Below are 20,804 nucleotides of genomic sequence, written 5' to 3'. Positions count from 1 at the left end.
TCAGCTCATTTCTAAGATTTGTGGCCTAAATAGTGACATAAACACTGAATAGAAAAGCGCATAAGGACGCTTTTCTACTCGTAAGGTTTATCGCAGTCTAACGGGCAGTAAGACCCCCACTTCAAGACTCAGAAGAATCAAAGGAGGGTAAGTGAGGGTCAAACTGCCCGTAAATGCCCGATTGATGAGATACAGTGAAACTTGCAGATGCGCCGGCAGAGGCTTAGTTGAACCAATCGGGTTCATAGTGTCGATTGATCGAAGCGTTAGCGGAGATCTTAGCGACACTAGAACGCGACTAACAATCAGTGGGGATAAGGCCCCCCACTGACTGAAGTTTCACTTTATTTCTTGCCGATAATATCCATTATGGTCTGTACTGATTCAGCAGAAGCCAGTTTCTCGATATTATCCATTTCAGAACATGTTACCGCGATGCCTGATAGGATTTCAAGATGTGTGCCGTCTTTTCCAGCAATTCCGAAGATCAGACGGACCTTTTGGCCATCAAAATCTACGCCATTTGGCACCTGGATAACAGTAAAGCCGGATTTGATGACAGCCTTTTTGGCCTCTTCCGTTCCATGAGGAATTGCTACATCATTCCCCATATAAGTGGAAGTGATGTTATCACGTTCAATCATCGCTTCAATATAGCTCTCTTCCACATAGCCTGCATCCACAAGCACTCTTCCGGCAAAGCGGATTGCTTCATCCTTATCAGCAAACTCTTTGTTCAGGAAAATATTTTCCGGACGCAATAAATCGTCTTCATGTGCCATTTCCTCATCCGTCGCATCTGGAATATTCTCTTCCGCTTCTTCAACGATTTCGTGCAGCTCCGAGTTAGCCGGGAACTGCAATGCGTCAATCAGCTTGTCATACTCCGGACTTGATAGGAAATTATCCACCGACACATGGAATGCATTTGGCACCTTCTGGCGTGCCCTCGGTGTCAGTTCTTCCTGTGTAATGACAATTTGGGCATCTGCAGGAAGATTGGAGATTGCTGTATTCGTCACTGCAATGTCCATACCTGCTTCCTTCACCTTTTTGCGCAGCAGTGATGCACCCATGGCACTTGAGCCCATACCCGCATCACAGGCAAAATAAATTTTAGATACGTTATCAGGCATGACAGCCTTTCCGCCTTCTAATACGTTTGAAACAGAGCTTTTCTTGCCTTTCATTTCCTGCATCTTTTTCGCAGCTTCTTCAATATCTTCTTCACCCTGCTTACCTGTTTTCATAATGAATGCAGAGACAATGAATGAAACGGCAGCAGCCACAATCACACCTGCAAAGTTTGCAATATACGCACTTGCATGATGTGGTGTTACAGCTGTGATGGCGATGATGCTTCCCGGTGATGAAGGAGCGAACAATCCGCCGCCTAAAAGAACCAGTGTGAACACACCGCTCATTCCGCCAAGGATAACCGCAATAATGAGCATAGGGCGCATTAAAATGTACGGGAAGTAAATTTCATGAATCCCGCCGAAGAAGTGAATGATTCCGGCACCTGGAGCAGATTTCTTTGCATTGCCTTTTCCAAAGAACATATAAGCAAGCAAAACACCAAGACCAGGTCCAGGGTTCGCTTCAAGCAGGAACAGGATGGATTGTCCTGTTTCTTTTACCTGCTCAACTCCGATTGGCGACAGAACACCATGGTTGATGGCATTGTTCAGGAATAATACTTTTGCCGGTTCAATCAGGATGCTTGTCAGCGGAAGCAGCCCTGTGCCAATCAGCCAGTCCACACCGGCTACAAGCCAGCCTGTAAATTCATCAACTGCAGGCCCTATTCCGAGGAACGCAAGGATGGCAAGAATGGCACCCAGAATTCCTGCTGAGAAGTTGTTCACGAGCATTTCAAAGCCTGCACGCACTCGGCCTTCAATCATCTGATCAAATTTCTTAATCACATAGCCGCCAAGAGGACCAATCACCATAGCGCCCAGGAACATAGGGATTTCTGCGCCGGCAATGACCCCCATTGTCGCGATGGCACCAACAACGGCACCGCGCTGATCATGAACAAGCTTACCACCGGTGTATCCGATTAAGAGTGGAAGCAAGTATGTAACCATTGGCCCTACCATTTTGGCAAGGCTTTCATTTGGAATGAAACCAGTAGGTATAAATAAAGCTGTTATAAGACCCCATGCTATAAAAGCTGAGATATTCGGCATCACCATGGAGCTCAGGAAGTTACCGAACTTCTGTACAGCAACTTTAAGATTAGATTGAGCCATTTACACTCATCCTTTCAAAATAAGTACTTTATTAATAATGTTAAATTACATAACCGCCGGACTCAACAAAGGAGAAACCTAACTTTGTCGCATGACTGATGACAAAACTATGGTTTCTCCCATATCAGGTTGAGTTCTCCGCTATTTCCTGCAGATTCACTTCAATGGCCTTTGTTGCCTGAACGGGTTTTCCGCCGGCCATTAATGCTCCGTGATTGTTCGAATTAAGGGTTACGGTAATTTTATTTCTGCCTTCCTTCAGGTTGCCTAAATGATAGTATTCTCCGTATAAGCGGCTGATTTTTTTACCATTTATGTATAAGTGGGCATGTCCCTCGTTATAGCTTGGCTGCTTCTCGCCCACCTTCTCAGGCGCAAATGTAAAATGATGCAGATCCAGCTTCAAAAGCCAGGTATCCGGACCATCGGGGGTTACGGTTAAGTTTACAGCCGGAATCTCATTTTCTTTTGGAATTTCCACATATCCATATGACATATGACCCGCTGCACCGGTCTGATTATGAGGATTCTGACTGGTATAAAAGTAAAAAAAGCTTAAAAAAATTATGATAAAACTGATCAAGCTTCTTATCTTTTTCATCATGCTTCCTTCTCCATCCTCTTAATCATGAACCCAATTATAACAAGCAATAATCCTATTGCCAGAAAGGCCAGATCATAGAATAAAGGATCTTCTGCCAATGGCCTGACACGGTGCACCTGGAGGATATGATGATCCACAATTCCTTCGACAAGATTAAAAGCGCCTCCCCCAATAAATATACCGCCAGTGAAGACTTTCCAGCTTGTACCCAATTCATTTTTGCGGGCATCCTGAAAAATCTTCATCCCGCCCCAAAGCAGCTTCGCCGAAAATAATGCTGTAAATAAACCATCTGTAAAAATTTCGAGTTTAATATTTTGACTCAGTATCATATGATGCCATTGAAGCAGCTGATGAAATACGATGCCATCAATCGCCCCTACAAGCCCTAAGCCGAGTATTAAGCCGGCTATAAAGAGATTCTTATTTTCTTTTCTCACCTTAAGCACCATCCTGAAGAAATCTTAATAATTAGATTAGTGCCCATAACATGGTCAATTTATTCTATTTTTCATATAAAATAAGGAAAAGCCTCTCCTGGACTTTTCCTTTTTCGTTATTATTGATGATGTTCTTCCTCGGCAGCCATTGCATCTGCCTTAGTTTTATGCACCGTTCCAAACGGATGCTGCGGCGGCGCATAAATGGAATACAGCTTGAGAGGCTTATTGCCTGTATTGATCAGATTATGATATTTGCCTGCAGGAATGATAATCGCAAAATCATCCGCTACTTTCCGCTGAAAATCCAGACGGTCAGGACTATCCCCCATATAAACCATTCCTTCACCATCTTCCAGTCTCAGGAATTGATCGAGCTCCGGGTGAACCTCGAGGCCAATATCTTCGCCAACATTGATGCTCATTAATGTCAGCTGCAAATGCTTTCCAGTCCATAGGGCTGTCCGGAAGTTGTTATTTTTCTTCGTTGCTTCCTCAATATCCACGACAAATGGCTGCGGACCGAAATCAGTCACCCGGTTATTCAGTGAGACTAATCGAGCAGCATTTTCCTGTTCTCCGCTCATTGCCCATAAGAACACATTTTGAACCTGTGGAAGCTGAGTAAGCACGGAACCTCTTTGGTTTTCCTCGAAACCTTCCATTTCGATCTGATAAGCCCTGTGCAATCCATCACGGTAATGATCAATGGCAACATGGCCGACCTGATACTCTGGCTGTTTTCCCGTTAAATTGTAATAAAGGTTGCAAAAATGGTTTAAATAGATTTTCTTTCCTTCGATTGCTTGAATAATGTTCTGCTTGTGCTCTTCATTTGGGGCATGCTCTGCCAGCTGACTGTATAACTCAAGTGCAGATGCTTCCCTTTTGACTCCTTCAAGAACCGTTTCACAAAGCTGCTGAAAATGATCCTGATTACTTCTTAACATTTCGTCAGTATGATACACCGGTGAATGAGGCTGTGGGTAGTAAGGATAGGAATACGCATTAGGATGATACAATACTAGTCATTCCCTTCACAGAATTATCATCACATCATATGCCTATGAAAATAGAAGGTACGTTGTTTTATTAAGTTAGGCTTATGTACGCAAAAAAACCAGTCTTGTCTTGTAGACTGGTTCTCTTTTTATGAATGATTATTTTTTTGGGATTTCACAGCCGTCGTCATCACAGACTATACCGTCGCTGTCATTTAGAAAAGTTATCTCGTCCTCTGCAATAATTTTCTGCAGCGCTTGAACGATCATCTCAGTCGGCTGGGCTCCGTTCAGTGCGTACTTCTTATTTATCAGAAAGAACGGTACCCCTGTAATGCGGTACTGCTGTGCCAATTGCTCATCTGCACGTACTTCATCTGCAAACGCATTGCCGGCAAGCATTTGTTCAGCTTCTTCCCGGTTCAGGCCAACTTCTTCTGCTAACTGGGCTAACGTCGCAGGATCTCCGATATGTTTGGAGTCAGTAAAATAAGCACGCAGCAGCCGTTCTGTCATTTCTTTCATTAATCCTTTTGTTTTGGCAAACATCGTCAAACGGTGAGCGTCAAACGTATTAGTGAGAACGATGGTATCAATCTTGAATTCAAGCCCGGCGTTTCTCGCCATCTGCACCATGTTTTGCGTGTTGGCTTTCGCCTGCTCAATCGTCATCCCATATTTCTTCGCCAATTTTTCATACATGTTATCCTGAATATCCCGCTCTGCCGCCGGATCCAGCTCGAAACACCTGTAAGTCACGTCAATTGGATGATTAATCTGTTTAATGGCATCCTCCAGATGCCTTTTGCCAATATAGCAAAACGGTCAAGCGAAGTCAGTCCACATCTCAATATGCATATCTGATTCCTCCCATACATTATTTTCTTCTTTAGTATAGTTGGGGGGGGCTTATTTTTCACTGAAAAAGCTCAGAACTAGATTTAGCTGATTTAGGATTGAGATTAATTACCATTCCCGGCAGGCTGCCGCCATTCTGGACATTCTCCCGCTTAACTCTCATCTATTCGCCAGTTCATCATGGTCCGCTGGATGCGGCGGCTCCTCGAACCATCCATTTTTTATCATAATGTTTGCACCATCTTCAGCATAATTAGCGATTTCAGCTGACAAGCGGATAAAATTAAGCGCAATATCTTTTCGTGCACTCGAAGCAGCACTTGTTGCATAAATCCCTGCACTTAAGGCAATGAGCGAGGTTGTCAGAAACATCATTAGTTTATCTGAAAAAGGTGGAGATGTAGAATCTGTTACTTCCAAATCCCAGGACATGCTGACAGGCAAATAACTTTCTTCAAGCAGCTCCGCAAAGACTTTTGTATGTTTTGCTGCAATATCCCTGCCCCTTACCATGAATTGGCCAACTGCCTTGGATTGGGCAGCCTGGCTAAACCCAATCATTATCTTTTCTCCCATGGCATTCCTTTTCAAATTTGTATATATATTTGTAATTTCAATCACGTTCAGGGGCCTCTTATTTCCGAACAACCCTCCCATAAATTTCTTGCTTTCAACAAAGCTGGTTTCTTTTACAGGAATGACATGTGGAGATTTCATATATAAGCCTTTATCCAGAAGCATATTCTTTAAATTCGTTTCGAACTCATTAACTTCCATAAAGCAATTGTTAAAATAGTTCAGAATATCCGAACGGACAGACAGTGTTTTGGACAGCGCATAAAAATTTACAGCAAACATGGCAATGTTGTATAAGAAGTGCAGAGAGAAATTTTCGGAAAACAGCTTTGGGGCAGTCAAGTAAACATCCTCTTTAACTTTAAATCCATAAGGGACGGATAACCCTTCATTTTCAAAAAAACCCGTCAGCTTTTGTAAATGTGTTTCAGTTAATTGGAGACCCTCCTGAAGCATGGACTGTAGTTTCTGGTCTTCCACAGTATTTGAAAAATACGAGAAAATACACTGACACATGCTGCTGTTCAAATATGCCGACCAAATCTGCGCTATTTCAGCTGCAGTTAATGGAATGTTCTGCCTATCAATCATGACTACACGTCCCTCCTTTTTCTTTTAGTATTTCCAATAGCTGAAAGAAAAACAATGGATTTATTAAATGACAAAAAATTGCACATCCTAATAATGGGAGGTGTTTCTTTTGATCGTTTATCACGGTTCCACCAAGAAATTGGATCACTTTCAAAAAGAGCAGGCAGGTCAAAAAACAATGAAGGAATTCGACACACTTGGGATTTGGTGTACATCGGATTTTGAGTCTGCTAAGTCATTTGCCATTGGGACTGAAACGGTCTGCGAAAAATCGGATACTGACTTCTGGGAAGATGGAACACCGAAAGTGGTTCAATATGATAAGTTACTACGTGGATTTGTCTATAAAGTGTACATGGATGAGCCAAGCTTAAAGGAATATGATTCCTATGAACTTTTCATGAATGAAAGGGACCCCTTTTGCGACTACGCGAGCGCAAAAAAAAGACACCTTACCTGGAAAGATAAGGCGATCCTATTGAATAAAGATGAAGCCAACGCTGAATTCCGCAAAAGTCTTACCAAGCAGGGCTTCGATGGTATAATCATTCGGAAGATGACCATTAAAACCGGTCCTGAAGATATGTATTGCATTTTTTCAGGTGATATTATACAGATTGCTGATGTCTTTCCATTGGAATAGCTTGCTCCTAAAGCACTTCTTTAAGCCAGGAAACCACCTGATCAAGCTCCTCTTTTGTCGTATATTCCCCCAGACTGAATCTGACTGCACCCATTCCAATATGTTCAGGAACCCCCATTTCCCTTAATACAGGAGATAATTCCACTTTCCCAGCATGGCAGGCAGATCCAGTGGAGGCTGCAAGCTGAGGAATGGCTGATAAAATATCCTGGCCAATCCGATTCATAAAACTGACATTCAGGGTATTCGGCAGCCGTTTTTCTTCATGTCCATTAAGGACAACTTCAGCTCCAAAGGCCTCCTTCAATTTACCCCAAAAATAATTTGTTAAGTCAGCAAGCTTGCCGTCCGTGACTTGTTTCCCGGCTAACTCACAGGCTTTGCCGAGCCCGGCAGCAAGTAATGTGTTCTCTGTTCCTGCACGGATTCCAAACTCATGTCCTGCCCCATGAATAAGAGGTTCAAGCTCGATGCCTTTTCTTAGATATAAGGCGCCAATCCCTTTAGGCGCGTACAATTTATGGCCGGCAATGGTGAGCATATCCACATTCAGCCTATTAACATCAACCGGCACCTTCCCGACAGATTGGGAAGCATCGGTATGATATGCGATCTTGTGCCTTCTTGCAATTTCCCCTATTTCTTCTATTGGCTGAAGAGTCCCCACTTCATTGTTTGAATGCATAACAGTGATCAGAATTGTGTCTTCCCGAATTGCCTTTTCAATCTCACCTGGCGAAACCATTCCATATTCATCCACATCCAGCATCGTGAGTTCAGCACCTAAACGCTCGAGAAATTTTAAGGGCTCGATTATGGCAGGATGCTCTATTTTTGATGTAATGATGTGCTTGCCTTTTGTCAGGTGCTTGAAATAATAGCCCTTTAATGCCAGGTTATTTGCTTCACTTCCGCCGCTTGTAAAAACAATCTCTTCAGGTGAGCATGACAGCAAGTCAGATACCTGTTTCCTCGCCCTATTCATTTTTTCTTTTACCGGCTGCCCTGCCCAGTGCACTGCGGAAGGATTTCCGTAATAGTCAGTCAAAAAAGGATACATGTGATCTGCAACCTCGGGGGCCAAAGGCGTGCTTGCGTTGTAATCTAGATATACTTTGTTCATTTTCCTTCCCCCTTTCTTAAAGAATATCAAAATCATGAAAATAGAGGAAATGGAGCTTTAGTTTAATTTAAAAAGGGATGCCCCCGCACCCCTCCAGACAAACATTTTACAATAAATTTACAGACCTTTTATCCTGCTTTAATAAAGCAGGCTTAAAATAAATATATACCAACTAATCGAAAGGAGCTGGCGTTATGCTTGAGAAACTTTTTAGATTAGCGGTCCTGACTATTGTTTGTACGCTTTTCCCGTAAGCTTTTATCCTAATAACTCATTTTTAAGTTCTTCTTCTTTTATCTCTCCATGGAAGCCCAGCATCAAAATGTGAGCTGTCAAGTCTATGTAATTCTCGATCAACTGCCGCAATATCGGCTTTCACTCAAACTTTTCACACTCTCTCCATTACAGCAAAGTAATTGTCTTCTCCGTCCGCAAAATTAAAAACGCGGCCTGAAGGCATTTCTGCAATTTCTCCAACAGTAATGCCCTTATTTGAGAAGTCGCTATGCAGCCTTTCAAGATCTTCTGTAAAAAACATCAACGAAGGGGTGCCCAGGTTTAATTCCGGCGACATCTTCGCTACCCATTCCTTATTGTGCAGAATAATACTCGTCTCCGACTCCTTTGATGGAGACACCTCGATCCATCTCATCCCCTGGCCATTATCTTCTTCGGCCAATACATGAAATCCCGCTTTTTCAGTCCAAAAATTCACTGCTTCATCCTGATTGTTAACGTATAGCATAATTTGTCCGACTTGTTTAATCATGTTCTTACACTCCTTTCGTTATTAATATATTAAATAAATCTGAAAGTTAAATCAATAAAAAAAGAGCCCTGCCCCAGGGACAAAGCTCTGCCCTCTTAGTAATAGTAAGGATATGGAGCGTACGGGTAAGGCGCGTATGGATAGTAAGGATATCCAAAGCCGGGTCCAGGTGCCAGCAATGCTCCTGTCGCAAGCCCTCCTAAAAATCCAAGCCCCAGACCAAAGCCGGGTCCTCCAAACCCGAATCCCGGCCGGCCAAAACCAAAGCCAGGTCTTCCAAATCCAAAGCCGGGCCGTATACGCTGGTCAGTGAAATACATGCCATCGTGCGGAACATACTCCTGTGTCACCGGCATGTGCTGATATTGATAATTCAATCGGAACTCCTCCTCTGTATTTGTCTACAGTAAAGGATATGCGTCAGTTGCCTATGGGGTATGGGCCCCTGCCCTCAATTCGAAAACAATCTTCATTTAATAGATAAGTAACCACACCACTATTATAATTCTGTAATATTTATAAATTAAAATTGATATTAAAAGAGGGATACTAGTGACGAGAAGAAAACAAATACCTTGTCTTTTTCCGGGCTACAAATGGTGCGGTCCCGGATGCAGCGGACCAGGCGCGCCTATTAATGGAGTGGATGCCTGCTGCAAGGCACATGATAAATGCTGGGCAAGCGGGAGATCCAAGTGCAGCTGTGACCAGGAATTTCTCAGATGCCTGAAGCCAAAAACAAACCTGCATGGCGAAGAAGGAACCATTGCGACAATCATTTATATTTATATGAAGATTCAAACCGATTTTACCTGCAGCCGGTTTCGGAGGAAAAGACTTTATTAAAAAGCGGCGCTAGTCGCTTTTTTTTATTGCCATTACACAGTAAAACAGACAGCAGGACCGATTGGCACTGCTGTTTTAGCTCAAAACAATCACCGTTCATTTCCCCGTTTAAAGTTCCCCGTTATCTTCGCCATGATTAATTGCCTGCTCTTTGCATCTTCAGCATCATTCATTCTTTTTAGAAACTTCTCTGCCTCTTTACCTTTTAGGATCTTCACTTGTTTTCCATTAAAATCAAGAAACACTGTGCTATTTTTATTTACCCGAAAACTAAATGATTCTTCATCCAAGCGATTCCTTTTTTCAATATGAGCCATTTTCTTCCTCCTTTTTTTACCAAACTATAAACTAGAAAACAGAATTATTTAACTAAATGAATCAAATAATATTCTATACATATATACTTATCCAATTGCAGAAGTGGAGATCATATTTATGAGCATAATTTTAGCCCTGCTGGCCGCATTATTTGCATCCTTCACCGCCATCCTTGCGAAAATTGGCATTGAAAAGGTTGATTCCAATCTGGCTACCGCAGTACGGACGATTGTGGTGGTCATCATGGCCTTTCTTATGGTCCTTATTACTGGCGAAACGGAAAGCATCTTTACTATTTCGGTAGAATCGTACATATTTCTTATTCTTTCTGGCCTTACAACCGGCTTATCATGGATCTGCTTTTTTAAAGCCATCCAGATCGGAGATGTATCGAAAGTAGTTCCCATCGATAAGTCGAGCGTCGTCTTAACGATTCTCTTATCATTTATTATTCTCAGGGAACCCGCTACCCTTTTGGTTGTTTCAGGCGGAATCATTATTTCCATCGGAACCTTTGTGCTAATCGGCGGAGACAGGAAAAAGACACGCAAAAAGAAAGTATTTAATACAAAGTCATATATTTTTCTGGCCGTGCTGTCTGCTGTATTTGCTGCAGCCACCAATATTCTAGCGAAAATCGGAATTGAAGATGTCGACTCCAATGTCGCTACTTTTATCCGGACTGTAGTGATCATTATTTTCGCCTGGGGAATTGTGTTTTTCCAGGGGACCTTTAAGGAGCTTAAAGAGATCTCTAAAAAATCATATTTATTTCTTTTCCTCTCCGGAGCCGCAACCGGGTTATCCTGGCTGTGCTATTTCGGCGCTCTCGCCATCGGCAAGGTGAGTGTCGTGAACCCCATTGATAAGTTCAGTGTGGTGCTGACAATGATTTTAAGTTTTATTATTTTAAAAGAAAAGCCCACAAAGAATACTATTGCAGGCGCCATTTTGATTACGATCGGGACGGCTTTGCTGATAATCTAGGCGTTAATTAAAGATAATTACATAGAAAAACGGCTTAAATTGTGAATTTGAGCCGTTTTTTTGATATTTGGACTTCCCGCAGCCGCTTTTCAGGAAACAATTTAAGAATTATTAAGGTGTCAGTATCATTTACTCTCGGATAGACCAAATTTACTTTCAGATAAAATATTTTATTTGCGTATAGCCAATTTCATCATTCCCCTATCCAAAAGCCTGCGAAGCAATTGCATATAAGGAATTGTCCCTCTGTGGCATAGCTGCTGGATTTTTCATCATGACTGGAGGAGTATTTGTTTTAACAAAACCGCTTCTCTCCAGATAGGACATAAAATCCGCTCTTCCTTCTGGAACATCAATTCTGAGCTTCCCTTTATGATGTAAAGCCAATTTTTCTGCGATTAAAGCAGCTGTATCTGGATCAGCTGCTGCAATGGGTCCCAGTATTAAGTTGACTGGCCCCTGGATGGATAATCCATATCCAATGATTTCACCATTATTATTTTTAACAACAAGACATTGTTTGGACTGGCTGATCCTATTGCGGAGAAAAACGCTTCGCCTATCTCCAAAGGCAGCTCCGTCCAAATCAACAAGTTGAGCAAAATCAGACTGATTAAAGTCTTCAATGAAAAGCCCATCATGTTTCTGTATTTTTACCGGGACGAATTGATCACAAAGAAATTTACTTATATAGTCCACAGTTTTAAAGCCCATTTTTTCATAAAGGGGCATTCCTTCCTTCGTTGCAATGAGCATTAGCGACCTATCCCCATTAATACTTTCTGCACACTTCCGGATTGCTTCCATTGCGAGCCCTAGTCCCCTGAATTCTTCATGGACAATAACCATGCCAATCGACGCCAGTTTAGTGTCATAGGGAATTATGGCTGAACTGGATACAATACTCCCTGCAGAATTCTTATGACCGAAAACTCTCCCGGATTCCAAAAGTGTTCTTACTTCAAATTCATCATAATCCCATCCAACTGATTCCGATAAATCTATCAGGCCGGGAATATCCAATTGATCTAACTCTGTTAAGTCTGCTTTCATTCGCTTCTCCCTCTTAGTTCTTTCTTTTTCACTCAATAAATATTAAACACCCTTTAAACAAAATCCTTCTTGTTTAAGAACAACTGCTGGTTCTAAAGAAGGACCCGACTGCTTTTGCAGAAGGGTCCAGTTTTATTGTTATGATTTGTTTGCGTTTGGAGCTAATGCAGCAACCGCTTCTATCTCAACTAATTGGCCGTTATAACCCAAAACAGTGACCCCGGACAATGTACTTGGAACATCATGTGAACCAAATTCTTCTCTAACTGCCTGCCAAACGGCCACCAAATCTGACTGGTCAGAAGATGCAACGAGAACTCTTGTATAAGCCACATCCTTTAATTCAGCGCCACACTCCTGTAAGGCTGCTTTCAGGTTTTCCACGCAAAGCTTGGCCTGTTCTTCATATCCGGTTCCCTCAGGCACTTTCCCCTCTTGATCAAGAGGACACGCCCCAGCCATAAAGTAAAAATCCATTCCTGCAGGGACATGGGAGGCGTAAGCATAGTCAACGGCAGGTAAAACCGGCGAATGTATTAATGAGATTTTCTTCATTTTCTTAAATTCCTTTCCTCTGGCAATTATTATTTTAATTCCACTTATATATAAAGTTTCCTTTTTTAGTTAAACTGTTTTTAACAAACTGCTTAAAAGGCGGGTGGCATGATGAAGGGTATAAAGTTAGCACGAATAATAGTAATTCTTTCTGCCAGCTTACTGCTTGGATGTACAGATAAATCGGTGGACCAAGCTGAATTTCCGCCAGAGAAGACGGCAGCTGTTGAAGTTAACGGCTCAGAATATTCAATTGAAAAAGGAGGCTATCGGTGGGTCAGAAAAAAAGGCCTTGAAACGGAAACAGTGACAACAGATCACGCATCACCGAATCAGATGGCAGAACATCTTAAACCAATTCGTGTGAAACCGGACCAGAAAGTCAAAGTTAAAATTGAAGATGATCCAGTAATGAAAGTATACCTATGGAAAGAAACAGGTAAAGAAAAAGAAATCAAGCTGGAGGATGATCAAATAACTGTGCCTGCAGATAAGGGTAAATATATTTATGAAGTCTTAGCGGAATGGAAAAACGGCGAAATTTCTTATACATTTGTGGCTGAGATTCAGTAATAGGGAAACCATAGACATGGTTTCCCTTGCTGAACAAGGTACCTTCTATTTAATTATTTTTTCCTCCTTCAATACTTCCAGAGCAATATTCTTTGCCTCAGTGCCTGATCCATCGATATTCACAGCAAACACCCATGTGCCCTTCTCTGTTTCAATAAAACCAACATACCAGCCAAGTCCCCTGTCAGAGAGCCTTGTCCCTGTTTTGCCATGTAAAATGAAGTGATCCTGTTCATCCTGAATCATCATTCGTTTGACTGTTTTTTGATTTTTTTCAGTTAAAGGCAGCTTCTCCTCCACAAGCTTTTCGATAAAATCAGCTTGCTCTGCTGCGGATATTCTCAGGCTGCTGTCCAGCCAAAACGCATCAATCCCACCGGAAATATCATGGTTGCCATAATCGATCATTGAAACGTACTCTTTCATATTCTTTTCACCAATCGTCCTTGCAAGGTCCTGGTAAAACCAGATAGCAGATTCCCTCATCGCAGAAGCAAGCGAATGATCCCTGTTCCAGCTTTCGAATTCCCTTTCAGTCCCATCCCACCTTTTCACCTCGTACTCATCTCTTACAGCGGCAGTTTCAAGCCCGATTAAGGCATTGGCGACTTTAAAGGTTGACTCTGGCGTCAGTCTTTCTTTGCTCCTCTCTTTGTTATAGACATAAACCTTGTCATTCTTAAGATTTTTGAGGACCATAGTGACCTCTTTTCCTGCAAAAGCTTCTTCAATCTGCAGCTCTTTCTTGCTTTCTTTTCCGCCTAATGCCTCAGCACCTGTACCTGTTATCAGCAATAACAGGGCAAAAACGGCAATTCCCGCTCTCTTCATCCACCTCATCTTCTCTTCCTCCTTCATAAAATAGGATTTCCGTCATGATGCCTGCTCCATATTTGTCCCTTATACTATAAACAGCATGATAGACACAGAAAAGTAATATTTTGGCTGTCTGTACCCATACAGATTCCCTGAGAGGAGTAAAATAATGGGCAATAAATATGATGAAATCATAGAAGAAATCCAATCCAGATTGAAGGATGAACGCTTGAAAGCAGGAGAAAAGCTCCCTTCCATCCGCAGGTTTGCTAAAGAATTTAACTGCAGCATCAATACTGTGATGAAAGCTTACAGTGAATTGGAAAAGGCACATCTGATTTACTCTGTGCCAAAAAGCGGCTATTTTGCAGTTGGCACAGATATGCCCCAAAAACAAACTCAAATGAAAATAGACTTTGTCTCGGCAGGACCTGATAAAAGCAGGATGCCATACCGTGATTATCAGCATTGCATGAACCAGGCCATCGAGCTTTATAAAGAGGAAATGTTTCAGTATTCCCATCCCCTCGGCTTGGCGAGTCTTCGGCATCAGCTTTCATCTCAGCTTCAAACTCTGCAAGTTTTCGCCCCGTCTGAAAGAATTGCTGTTGTATCAGGATCCCAGCAGGCTTTGGATCTCTTGATCTCATTGCCTTTTCCCAATAATAAAAAAGAGATTTGCGTTGAACAGCCAACCCACTTCAGTTTCATAGATTCCATTAAAACGCGTGGCTTGAAGCCAATCGGCATAGCGGTGAACCAGAAGGGCATAGATCTTAATTACTTAGAAAAGATCTTCAGAGAAAGAAGCGTCAAGTTTTTCTACACAGTATCCAGATTCCAGAACCCGACAGGCTGCAGCTACTCCAACCAGAAAAAAAAGCAGATTGTCGAGCTCGCTCAAAAATATGATGTCTACATTATTGAGGATGACTATATGGGGGATCTTGATACCAGGAAAAAAGCAGACCCCATGTTTGCCTACGCCCCCTCCGGAAGAGTCATTTACACAAAAAGCTTCTCGAAAGTTTTGCTGCCAGGGCTTCGATTAGGATTGGCCGTTCTTCCGGAAGCCTTAATGAAAAGCTTTACACAAGCCAAATTTGCAGCGGACGTCCATACACCAGTCCTCACACAAGGTGCACTTGAGATTTATTTGAGCAGCGGCATGTTTAAAGCCCATATTGAAAAACTCCGGCGGCAATACAAAAAGAAAGGCACCATTCTCAAAAAGGCGTACCTGGAGCATTTGCCTCCTGGTGCTGCTTTTACTGGCGGGGATTCGGGATTTTATTCGACAATTGAGCTTCCGGGCAGATTAAAAGCAAAGCATCTTGTGGAATATCTTCAAAAGAAAAATGTATTGGTTCAGGATGCAATAGGTATGTACCTCCCTGAGTACAGGCAGGAAAACCGTATCCGGATAAGCGTGTCACAGGTGGATGACAGGAAAATTGCGGTTGGGGTGAAGAAGATCGGGGATGGGATTCGTACGTTAGCCAATTCTTATATCTAAAAGATGCGCTGCAATATGGATTTTGAGAATGTAAAGAAAGCTCAGGAGAACTGAGCTTTCTAAAGAAGAGTTCCTACTGTTTTAAAACAACCCCGCTTCCAATCCTCTCAACAGCCTTCCTTTTCCCCTTAAACCATGTAAACACAATCGCCGCAATCAAAGTAAATCCTAAGTACCCCATTAAAGGATAAACCGTTCCAACCAAAGTGATGAAGCCGATGAAACTGGCGCCAAAAGCGGCAGCTCCAAATAATACAGCGAAGATATTGAATTTAGGATTCTCTCTTTTTACAATCCTTGCAGTGAAGGCATACAGCATCCCAACAGCTGTGTTGTAGATCATGCCCAGCAGGACTGCGAACATTAACAATCCAAATGCCGGCGAGACTTCATTTGCAAGGGCAAGGATCGGCATTGGGGATCCTTCAACCACATCCATTTTGACCAGCATGGCTACATTGATCAGTAAAATCAGGACACCCAGTCCAACACCGCCCAGGATGCCGCCCAAGCCAGCCTGCTTTTCATCTTTTGTAGTGCCACCCATGACAGCAAGCATGGCTGCACCAGCCGCGATATTATAAGAAACATATAGCAATCCGCCCATAAACCAATTGGACGCAGCTGGCGTTTGGCTTTCCGCCAATTTCTGAATTTCCGAGAAATCCAGCCCCATCGTGCTTAGAGCGTAACCGCTAATGATAACCACCATGATCAGAAGAAATGGAGTCACCAGGCTGATAATCGAAATGACTTTTTGGATGTTCAGACATACAGTCAGGATCGTTAACACAGCCATAATGATATTCCCGGCCATGCTCGGGATGCCGAACTGCTCTTCGAAGATCGATCCCGAGCCGGCAAGCATGACAGCGGCCACCCCAAAAAGGAAGAATGTAATGATAAAATCAACTGCCATCCCAAGATACTTTCCGCAAATATGGTAAATCACATCTTTATGGGAATCTGTCTGCAGTCGGCTGCCAAGCTGCGTTAAATTCATGCCGAGAAAAGCAAAGAAAATAGTCGCGAGCACACCTCCGGCAATTCCCATCCAGCCAAAGCCCGTAAAAAACTGCAATATCTCCTGCCCCGAAGCAAAGCCTGCTCCGACAATGACCCCAATAAAGGCCCCGGCAATCTGAATACTCTTTTTCAAACTGATTCCCCCTTTTAATATTTGAATTTTTTGACAACTTTGTTTAAAAGAGAAAGAGAGAATCCTCTCTCTCTCTGAGTGACATTCATGATTGGTTATTCGACTTGAGTAGTACTATTCCAAGTGTTGAGCGCCTCTCACGCTTGTTTACTTAGCTCCTCCAACGCAAATCTCTTTTCAAAAACAGTAAACTCCCTAATAGTTTCATAACTCGGTTCATACCCGAGTCCGGATATTTCAGGAACCTTGATCATTCCATCTTCAACGGTTACTTCAGGTTCAATCAGATCCTTCTCCCAATAGCGGGATGATGCAGCTGTGTCCCCTGGCATAATAAAGTTTGATAGTGTGGTTAAGGCAATATTGTGCGCCCTGCCGATGCCGGATTCCAGCATGCCTCCGCACCATACCGGGATGCCCCGTTCCTGGCAGAGGTCATGAATTTTTTTGGATTCTGTTAAGCCCCCGACACGGCCGATTTTAATATTAATAATTTTGCAGCTTCCAAGTTCAATCGCCTTACGGGCATCCTCATAGGAATGGATGCTTTCATCAAGGCAGACCGGTGTTTTAAGTTCCCTCTGGAGGACAGCATGGTCAATAATGTCATCAGATGCCAGCGGCTGCTCGATCATCATCAAATCAAATTCATCCAGCTGTTTTAACAGTTCAATATCTTTAAGTGTGTAGGCCGAGTTTGCATCCGCCATAAGCGCTATATCCGGGAAATGCTTTCTCACTTCCCTCATGACCTCAACATCCCAGCCCGGCTTGATTTTCACTTTAATTCGTTTGTAGCCATCCTCTACATATTCAGCAATCAGGTTCAGTAAGTCCTCAACACGATCCTGAATCCCTATGCTGATTCCAACCTCAATCTCATTCGCTGTCCCGCCAAGAGCCTTCGCCAGCGGAATCCCCTTCTGCTTGGCATATAAGTCCCAAACAGCCCCTTCAAATGCCGATTTCGCCATATTGTTTTTCCGTATGTAAGAGAGGGTTTCCGACACTTCATCAGGGTGTTCCATTTCTTTGTTTAATAGATTCGGAATAATGAAATCTTCAAGCATGTGCCAGTTCGTTTTCAGCGTTTCTTCGTTATACCATGGTGAATGAAAGGCAACTGATTCTCCCCAGCCGCTCACACCGTTCTCATCCTTCGCTTCCAATAAAAGAAATTCTTTATCCTGAAATGTGCCAAAGCTTGTTGTAAATGGTGCTTTCATTCTCATTTTCATATGCCTCAATACGACTTCTGTCACTTTCATAGTCATTCCCGCCTTTTCCTGTTAGTTGAGTTTAAGCTCGTCTCTTTGAACTAATTCATAGTAGTGTATCGGGCCTTCCGCACTTTTTAGAAAACCCGCCATGGCGTACCCTTTTGAAAATAACGCCTGAAAAATCCCTCTGGTTTTGAAGCGCCAGTCCATCGCAAGCTCGAAATTTTGGTTTTTAATAGCTTGAAAGTTTGCCGGAATCGGAACAAGCACAGGTCCGCCACAAGCCTCCCACTCCGTATTTAATAAAACAGGAAAGTTGTCCTCTGATACTCCCCAATCAAACGGATCCTTGGCAAAAGCTGTTTCAATACTCACTCGCTCCTCCACATGTGAACTAGTAATCCACCATTCCACCTTTAACCGGTCTGTCGGCAGTCCATGATTCAAATTGTCATCCATATCTCCATAGCAATTCTCCACATATGTGGAGCAAACCGCATTCAGCTTTGACAGGTTCAAGTAAGCATTCCGGCTTTCAAGCGGATCAAACGTCCAGGTGATCAGGTCATATCCCATCTCAGCGGCCAGTTCCTTTTGCTTCTGCTTTAATAATGCGCCAAGACCCTTATCCTGATGGTCAGGATGAATGCCGAGCATATGAGAGCATAAATATCCTTTTCCCTTGTTGAAACCAGGAAAACCGTAGCTGAACCCCACCAGTTCTTCTTCTATAAATGCCCCGAGGAGAAGCCCGCCGTTCTGGGCAGCTGTAATGGTTTGATGAACCGGCAGGGGAGCCATGTTCCAGATTGTCTCCTCCAGCTTTTGAATAAGAGACATATCGCTTGCTGTCTTTAATACCCGCAAATCAATTGTTACAGCAGCCATCATCACTCCTCCTTTTCCAAAGTGGCCATTACCGCCCTGGCCAGTATTTCCACTCCTCTGTAAATCGCTTCCCGATTGAACGTCATGTCCGGATGATGCAGCCCCGGCTGCAGGTCACAGCCCAATCCGAGCATCGTCGCCTTAATATTCGGCTTTTTCAGGGTATAAAAATGGAAGTCTTCCCCGCCGGAAGTCACGATAGGCTCCCTTAACTGGCCGGCTCCGAGAACATCGATTATGGCCTTTTCAAGTAAATACTGCGCTTCTTCATCTACTTCAGCTGCTGCCACATTCGCTTTCGTCTCAAGTGTAATCCTGACTCCATAGAGGTTGGATAAATACTCCGTGATCGTTTCAATTTTTTCAGACAGTGCGTTGATCACTTCATTGGTTTGAGCTCTCAGGTCTAAACTGAAGGAAGCTTTTCCTGGTATGATATTGCCTGAGTCACTGCCCGCATGAAACTTTGTCATCTTAGCCGTATGGGGAACCATTGGATCCAAATGAATATTTTTGATTTCATGAATAAAGGAAGCGCCAATCTCGATGGCATTCTGGCCAAGATGCGGACGTGCGCCATGGGCGTCTTCCCCGATAATTTCCCCGGTCAGAAATCTTGCGGCACCATGGTAAATGGCTCCCGATGCTTCCCCGTCTCTAATTTCCTGGATGGGTCTAAGATGTACACCATACAGGTAATCCACATCATCCAGCACGCCATGCTCAATCATTTTCAGAGCACCGGCGCCCTTTTCTTCAGCCGGCTGAAAGATGAATTTCAACTTTCCTTTTTTAGGGAATCCTGTTTTTTGAAGCAGCAGCATCGCCCCGACCCCCATCGTCATGTGGGCATCATGGCCGCAGGAATGATTCGCCTGAAACTTGCCGTCCACCTCCTGCCAAAGTGCGTCCATATCCGCTCTCAGCGCAACACACGGACTCCCTTCCCCCACTTCAACAACTAAACCGGGGCAATCCCCAAACAGCTGAACTTTGAATCCCCGGCACTCCAGAAATTTCTGCAGGTATTCGGTTGTCTTATATTCCCTCCAGCTGACTTCCGGATGTTTGTGAAGATGAGTAAATACCATCTCTAATGCGGGTCTAAACTCTTCAATCATTTCCTTCAATCCAACTTCCCTCCCGGCTGAATAAAAAAATGCTCACTGTCCAGCTTTTCATATTGTTCTTTCCTTGCTTGGAATCGGTCACGATCTTGAATGGACACCCCTGCAATTACTGCATTCAGAAAGGAAAATAAGGCTGGTGCCGCATCAATCGTCGATTTTTCCGATGAATGGATCTGAAAAAGCAAATCGGCATGCTCTTTAATTGGCGCGATTGCTGAATCGGTAAAGCCAATCACAAAAGCTCCCTGCTTTTTCGCCAATTCGGCCATTTTGATCGTATCCTTCATATAACGGTCGAATGAAATGGCAATAAACGTCGCATCTTGATCCATTTCAGTGACCGTCAACAGCAGATCATCTGTATCCGGCCGGATCAGCTTCGCATTTCCCCTGACTACACCAAGGGTAAAAGAAAGCCAGCTCGCTGCCGCAAAAGAAGACCGCAATCCTGTAACATAGACCGTTTTCGTCTTGATCAAACGTTTCACTAAAACATCAAAATCATCCTGGCTTATGTTCTCAAGCGTTTCCCTGATATGGAGACAATCCTTCTCCATCACACTTGCCAGGAACTCCGGCTTTTCGGCCAGTTCCACCTTACTCGTAAAATACTGCCCCAGTGTGCTATTCGCCTTCAAAAGCTGTTCCCTTACCATCTTCTGAAGCTCAGAAAAGCCGGAAAGCTGAATGGAATAACAGAAACGGATGACTGTCGTTTCACTGACCCCGATTCTTTTGCCGATCTCACCCGCAGACTTTACGGCAAAATCCTTCGGATAGTCCAGCAAATACTTCGCTGCCTTCTGCTGGCCCTTGGAGAGATTATTAAATTCTTTTTCTATTGTTTCTTTTAATATCATTGGGATCACCTTAAAATAAT

23 protein-coding genes are annotated in these 20,804 nt (G+C 43.2%); 5 read left to right on the top strand and 18 right to left on the bottom strand.

What is annotated here, in order from left to right; genetic code table 11:
• Window positions 1–344 precede the first annotated feature (344 nt).
• The 6 genes from NYE23_RS07545 to NYE23_RS07520 all read right to left on the bottom strand — a co-directional run bounded on the left by NYE23_RS07545 (window position 345) and on the right by NYE23_RS07520 (window position 6,328).
• Complete coding sequence (locus NYE23_RS07545) at window positions 345–2,258, bottom strand: PTS mannitol transporter subunit IICBA (RefSeq protein ID WP_341076730.1); 1,914 nt, start codon at window positions 2,256–2,258, stop codon at window positions 345–347.
• A 124-nt stretch (window positions 2,259–2,382) separates the two neighbouring features.
• On the bottom strand, window positions 2,383–2,862 hold the full coding sequence (locus tag NYE23_RS07540; protein ID WP_341076729.1) for a hypothetical protein: 480 nt from the start codon (window positions 2,860–2,862) through the stop codon (window positions 2,383–2,385).
• On the bottom strand, window positions 2,859–3,302 hold the full coding sequence (locus tag NYE23_RS07535) for a DUF2243 domain-containing protein (protein WP_341076728.1): 444 nt from the start codon (window positions 3,300–3,302) through the stop codon (window positions 2,859–2,861). Before NYE23_RS07535 ends, NYE23_RS07540 begins: the two co-directional genes overlap by 4 nt.
• A gap of 119 nt (window positions 3,303–3,421) precedes the next feature.
• Window positions 3,422–4,324, bottom strand: coding sequence for a cupin domain-containing protein (locus NYE23_RS07530; RefSeq protein ID WP_341076726.1), 903 nt, complete (start codon window positions 4,322–4,324; stop codon window positions 3,422–3,424).
• Between the two features lie 138 nt (window positions 4,325–4,462).
• Window positions 4,463–5,116 carry a DsbA family oxidoreductase gene (locus tag NYE23_RS07525; RefSeq protein ID WP_341080644.1) on the bottom strand — a complete coding sequence of 218 codons (654 nt, stop codon included), beginning with the start codon at window positions 5,114–5,116 and terminating at the stop codon, window positions 4,463–4,465.
• 204 nt (window positions 5,117–5,320) lie between these two features.
• Window positions 5,321–6,328, bottom strand: coding sequence for a DUF3231 family protein (locus NYE23_RS07520; protein WP_341076724.1), 1,008 nt, complete (start codon window positions 6,326–6,328; stop codon window positions 5,321–5,323).
• Window positions 6,329–6,428: 100 nt separating this feature from the next.
• On the opposite strand from NYE23_RS07520, the gene NYE23_RS07515 reads away from it, so the two are divergent.
• The gene (locus NYE23_RS07515) at window positions 6,429–6,971 is read left to right on the top strand and encodes an ADP-ribosyltransferase-containing protein (RefSeq protein WP_341076721.1); all 543 of its coding nucleotides are present in this window, start codon (window positions 6,429–6,431) and stop codon (window positions 6,969–6,971) included.
• A 7-nt stretch (window positions 6,972–6,978) separates the two neighbouring features.
• On the opposite strand, the gene NYE23_RS07510 is transcribed toward NYE23_RS07515, so the two are convergent.
• The 3 genes from NYE23_RS07510 to NYE23_RS07500 form a co-directional block, all read right to left on the bottom strand.
• Window positions 6,979–8,094: a cysteine desulfurase family protein gene (locus NYE23_RS07510; RefSeq protein ID WP_341076718.1), complete on the bottom strand. Its 1,116-nt coding sequence runs from the start codon at window positions 8,092–8,094 to the stop codon at window positions 6,979–6,981.
• A 388-nt stretch (window positions 8,095–8,482) separates the two neighbouring features.
• A complete protein-coding gene (locus tag NYE23_RS07505; protein ID WP_341076717.1) occupies window positions 8,483–8,863 on the bottom strand; it encodes a VOC family protein in 381 nt (126 codons plus the stop codon).
• Between the two features lie 95 nt (window positions 8,864–8,958).
• Window positions 8,959–9,219 (bottom strand): hypothetical protein, encoded by a 261-nt coding sequence (locus NYE23_RS07500; RefSeq protein ID WP_445662613.1) that lies wholly within the window; start codon window positions 9,217–9,219, stop codon window positions 8,959–8,961.
• Window positions 9,220–9,415: 196 nt separating this feature from the next.
• Between NYE23_RS07500 and NYE23_RS07495 the strand changes: the two genes are divergently transcribed.
• The gene (locus NYE23_RS07495) at window positions 9,416–9,709 is read left to right on the top strand and encodes a phospholipase (protein ID WP_341076716.1); all 294 of its coding nucleotides are present in this window, start codon (window positions 9,416–9,418) and stop codon (window positions 9,707–9,709) included.
• 89 nt (window positions 9,710–9,798) lie between these two features.
• Here NYE23_RS07495 and NYE23_RS07490 read toward each other — a convergent pair whose 3' ends face one another.
• The gene (locus tag NYE23_RS07490; RefSeq protein ID WP_341076715.1) at window positions 9,799–10,026 is read right to left on the bottom strand and encodes a hypothetical protein; all 228 of its coding nucleotides are present in this window, start codon (window positions 10,024–10,026) and stop codon (window positions 9,799–9,801) included.
• Between the two features lie 118 nt (window positions 10,027–10,144).
• Here NYE23_RS07490 and NYE23_RS07485 point away from each other — a divergent pair, with 118 nt between their 5' ends.
• On the top strand, window positions 10,145–11,014 hold the full coding sequence (locus NYE23_RS07485) for an EamA family transporter (protein WP_341076713.1): 870 nt from the start codon (window positions 10,145–10,147) through the stop codon (window positions 11,012–11,014).
• A 201-nt stretch (window positions 11,015–11,215) separates the two neighbouring features.
• Here the strand turns inward: NYE23_RS07485 and NYE23_RS07480 are convergent, their stop codons facing one another.
• Both NYE23_RS07480 and NYE23_RS07475 read right to left on the bottom strand, forming a co-directional pair.
• Window positions 11,216–12,067 (bottom strand): GNAT family N-acetyltransferase, encoded by an 852-nt coding sequence (locus tag NYE23_RS07480; protein WP_341076711.1) that lies wholly within the window; start codon window positions 12,065–12,067, stop codon window positions 11,216–11,218.
• Between the two features lie 138 nt (window positions 12,068–12,205).
• A complete protein-coding gene (locus tag NYE23_RS07475; protein ID WP_341076709.1) occupies window positions 12,206–12,622 on the bottom strand; it encodes a RidA family protein in 417 nt (138 codons plus the stop codon).
• A gap of 108 nt (window positions 12,623–12,730) precedes the next feature.
• On the opposite strand from NYE23_RS07475, the gene NYE23_RS07470 reads away from it, so the two are divergent.
• Window positions 12,731–13,195, top strand: a complete 465-nt coding sequence (locus NYE23_RS07470; RefSeq protein ID WP_341076706.1) for a hypothetical protein — start codon at window positions 12,731–12,733, stop codon at window positions 13,193–13,195.
• A gap of 45 nt (window positions 13,196–13,240) precedes the next feature.
• On the opposite strand, the gene blaOXA is transcribed toward NYE23_RS07470, so the two are convergent.
• Window positions 13,241–14,035, bottom strand: coding sequence for a class D beta-lactamase (blaOXA, locus tag NYE23_RS07465; RefSeq protein ID WP_341076705.1), 795 nt, complete (start codon window positions 14,033–14,035; stop codon window positions 13,241–13,243).
• Window positions 14,036–14,180: 145 nt separating this feature from the next.
• On the opposite strand from blaOXA, the gene NYE23_RS07460 reads away from it, so the two are divergent.
• Complete coding sequence (locus tag NYE23_RS07460) at window positions 14,181–15,527, top strand: aminotransferase-like domain-containing protein (protein WP_341076703.1); 1,347 nt, start codon at window positions 14,181–14,183, stop codon at window positions 15,525–15,527.
• 73 nt (window positions 15,528–15,600) lie between these two features.
• Here the strand turns inward: NYE23_RS07460 and NYE23_RS07455 are convergent, their stop codons facing one another.
• The 5 genes from NYE23_RS07455 to NYE23_RS07435 all read right to left on the bottom strand — a co-directional run bounded on the left by NYE23_RS07455 (window position 15,601) and on the right by NYE23_RS07435 (window position 20,784).
• Window positions 15,601–16,686, bottom strand: coding sequence for a YkvI family membrane protein (locus tag NYE23_RS07455; RefSeq protein WP_341076702.1), 1,086 nt, complete (start codon window positions 16,684–16,686; stop codon window positions 15,601–15,603).
• Between the two features lie 137 nt (window positions 16,687–16,823).
• Complete coding sequence (menC, locus tag NYE23_RS07450; protein WP_341076700.1) at window positions 16,824–17,954, bottom strand: o-succinylbenzoate synthase; 1,131 nt, start codon at window positions 17,952–17,954, stop codon at window positions 16,824–16,826.
• 21 nt (window positions 17,955–17,975) lie between these two features.
• Window positions 17,976–18,794, bottom strand: a complete 819-nt coding sequence (locus NYE23_RS07445; RefSeq protein ID WP_341076699.1) for a GNAT family N-acetyltransferase — start codon at window positions 18,792–18,794, stop codon at window positions 17,976–17,978.
• Between the two features lie 2 nt (window positions 18,795–18,796).
• Complete coding sequence (locus tag NYE23_RS07440; protein WP_341076697.1) at window positions 18,797–19,924, bottom strand: M20 peptidase aminoacylase family protein; 1,128 nt, start codon at window positions 19,922–19,924, stop codon at window positions 18,797–18,799.
• Complete coding sequence (locus NYE23_RS07435; RefSeq protein WP_341076694.1) at window positions 19,921–20,784, bottom strand: MurR/RpiR family transcriptional regulator; 864 nt, start codon at window positions 20,782–20,784, stop codon at window positions 19,921–19,923. Before NYE23_RS07435 ends, NYE23_RS07440 begins: the two co-directional genes overlap by 4 nt.
• Window positions 20,785–20,804 lie beyond the last annotated feature (20 nt).

The sequence above is a fragment of the Cytobacillus sp. FSL H8-0458 genome (genome assembly GCF_038002165.1).
In the GTDB taxonomy this organism is placed as follows: Bacteria; Bacillota; Bacilli; order Bacillales; family Cytobacillaceae; genus Cytobacillus.
Note: the sequence above shows the minus strand (reverse complement) of the source record. Positions and strands in the feature narration are given on the sequence as shown.

Excerpts from the sequence above, each read along its gene's own strand:
- NYE23_RS07545 (WP_341076730.1), bottom strand. The coding sequence starts at position 2,258 with ATGGCTCAATCTAATCTTAAAGTTGCTGTACAGAAGTTCGGTAACTTC.
- NYE23_RS07540 (WP_341076729.1), bottom strand. The coding sequence starts at position 2,862 with ATGATGAAAAAGATAAGAAGCTTGATCAGTTTTATCATAATTTTTTTA.
- NYE23_RS07520 (WP_341076724.1), bottom strand. The coding sequence starts at position 6,328 with ATGATTGATAGGCAGAACATTCCATTAACTGCAGCTGAAATAGCGCAG.
- NYE23_RS07510 (WP_341076718.1), bottom strand. The coding sequence starts at position 8,094 with ATGAACAAAGTATATCTAGATTACAACGCAAGCACGCCTTTGGCCCCC.
- NYE23_RS07505 (WP_341076717.1), bottom strand. The coding sequence starts at position 8,863 with ATGATTAAACAAGTCGGACAAATTATGCTATACGTTAACAATCAGGAT.
- NYE23_RS07500 (WP_445662613.1), bottom strand. The coding sequence starts at position 9,219 with ATGCCGGTGACACAGGAGTATGTTCCGCACGATGGCATGTATTTCACT.
- NYE23_RS07490 (WP_341076715.1), bottom strand. The coding sequence starts at position 10,026 with ATGGCTCATATTGAAAAAAGGAATCGCTTGGATGAAGAATCATTTAGT.
- NYE23_RS07485 (WP_341076713.1), top strand. The coding sequence starts at position 10,145 with ATGAGCATAATTTTAGCCCTGCTGGCCGCATTATTTGCATCCTTCACC.
- NYE23_RS07480 (WP_341076711.1), bottom strand. The coding sequence starts at position 12,067 with ATGAAAGCAGACTTAACAGAGTTAGATCAATTGGATATTCCCGGCCTG.
- NYE23_RS07475 (WP_341076709.1), bottom strand. The coding sequence starts at position 12,622 with ATGAAGAAAATCTCATTAATACATTCGCCGGTTTTACCTGCCGTTGAC.
- NYE23_RS07470 (WP_341076706.1), top strand. The coding sequence starts at position 12,731 with ATGATGAAGGGTATAAAGTTAGCACGAATAATAGTAATTCTTTCTGCC.
- blaOXA (WP_341076705.1), bottom strand. The coding sequence starts at position 14,035 with ATGAGGTGGATGAAGAGAGCGGGAATTGCCGTTTTTGCCCTGTTATTG.
- NYE23_RS07460 (WP_341076703.1), top strand. The coding sequence starts at position 14,181 with ATGGGCAATAAATATGATGAAATCATAGAAGAAATCCAATCCAGATTG.
- menC (WP_341076700.1), bottom strand. The coding sequence starts at position 17,954 with ATGAAAGTGACAGAAGTCGTATTGAGGCATATGAAAATGAGAATGAAA.
- NYE23_RS07445 (WP_341076699.1), bottom strand. The coding sequence starts at position 18,794 with ATGGCTGCTGTAACAATTGATTTGCGGGTATTAAAGACAGCAAGCGAT.
- NYE23_RS07435 (WP_341076694.1), bottom strand. The coding sequence starts at position 20,784 with ATGATATTAAAAGAAACAATAGAAAAAGAATTTAATAATCTCTCCAAG.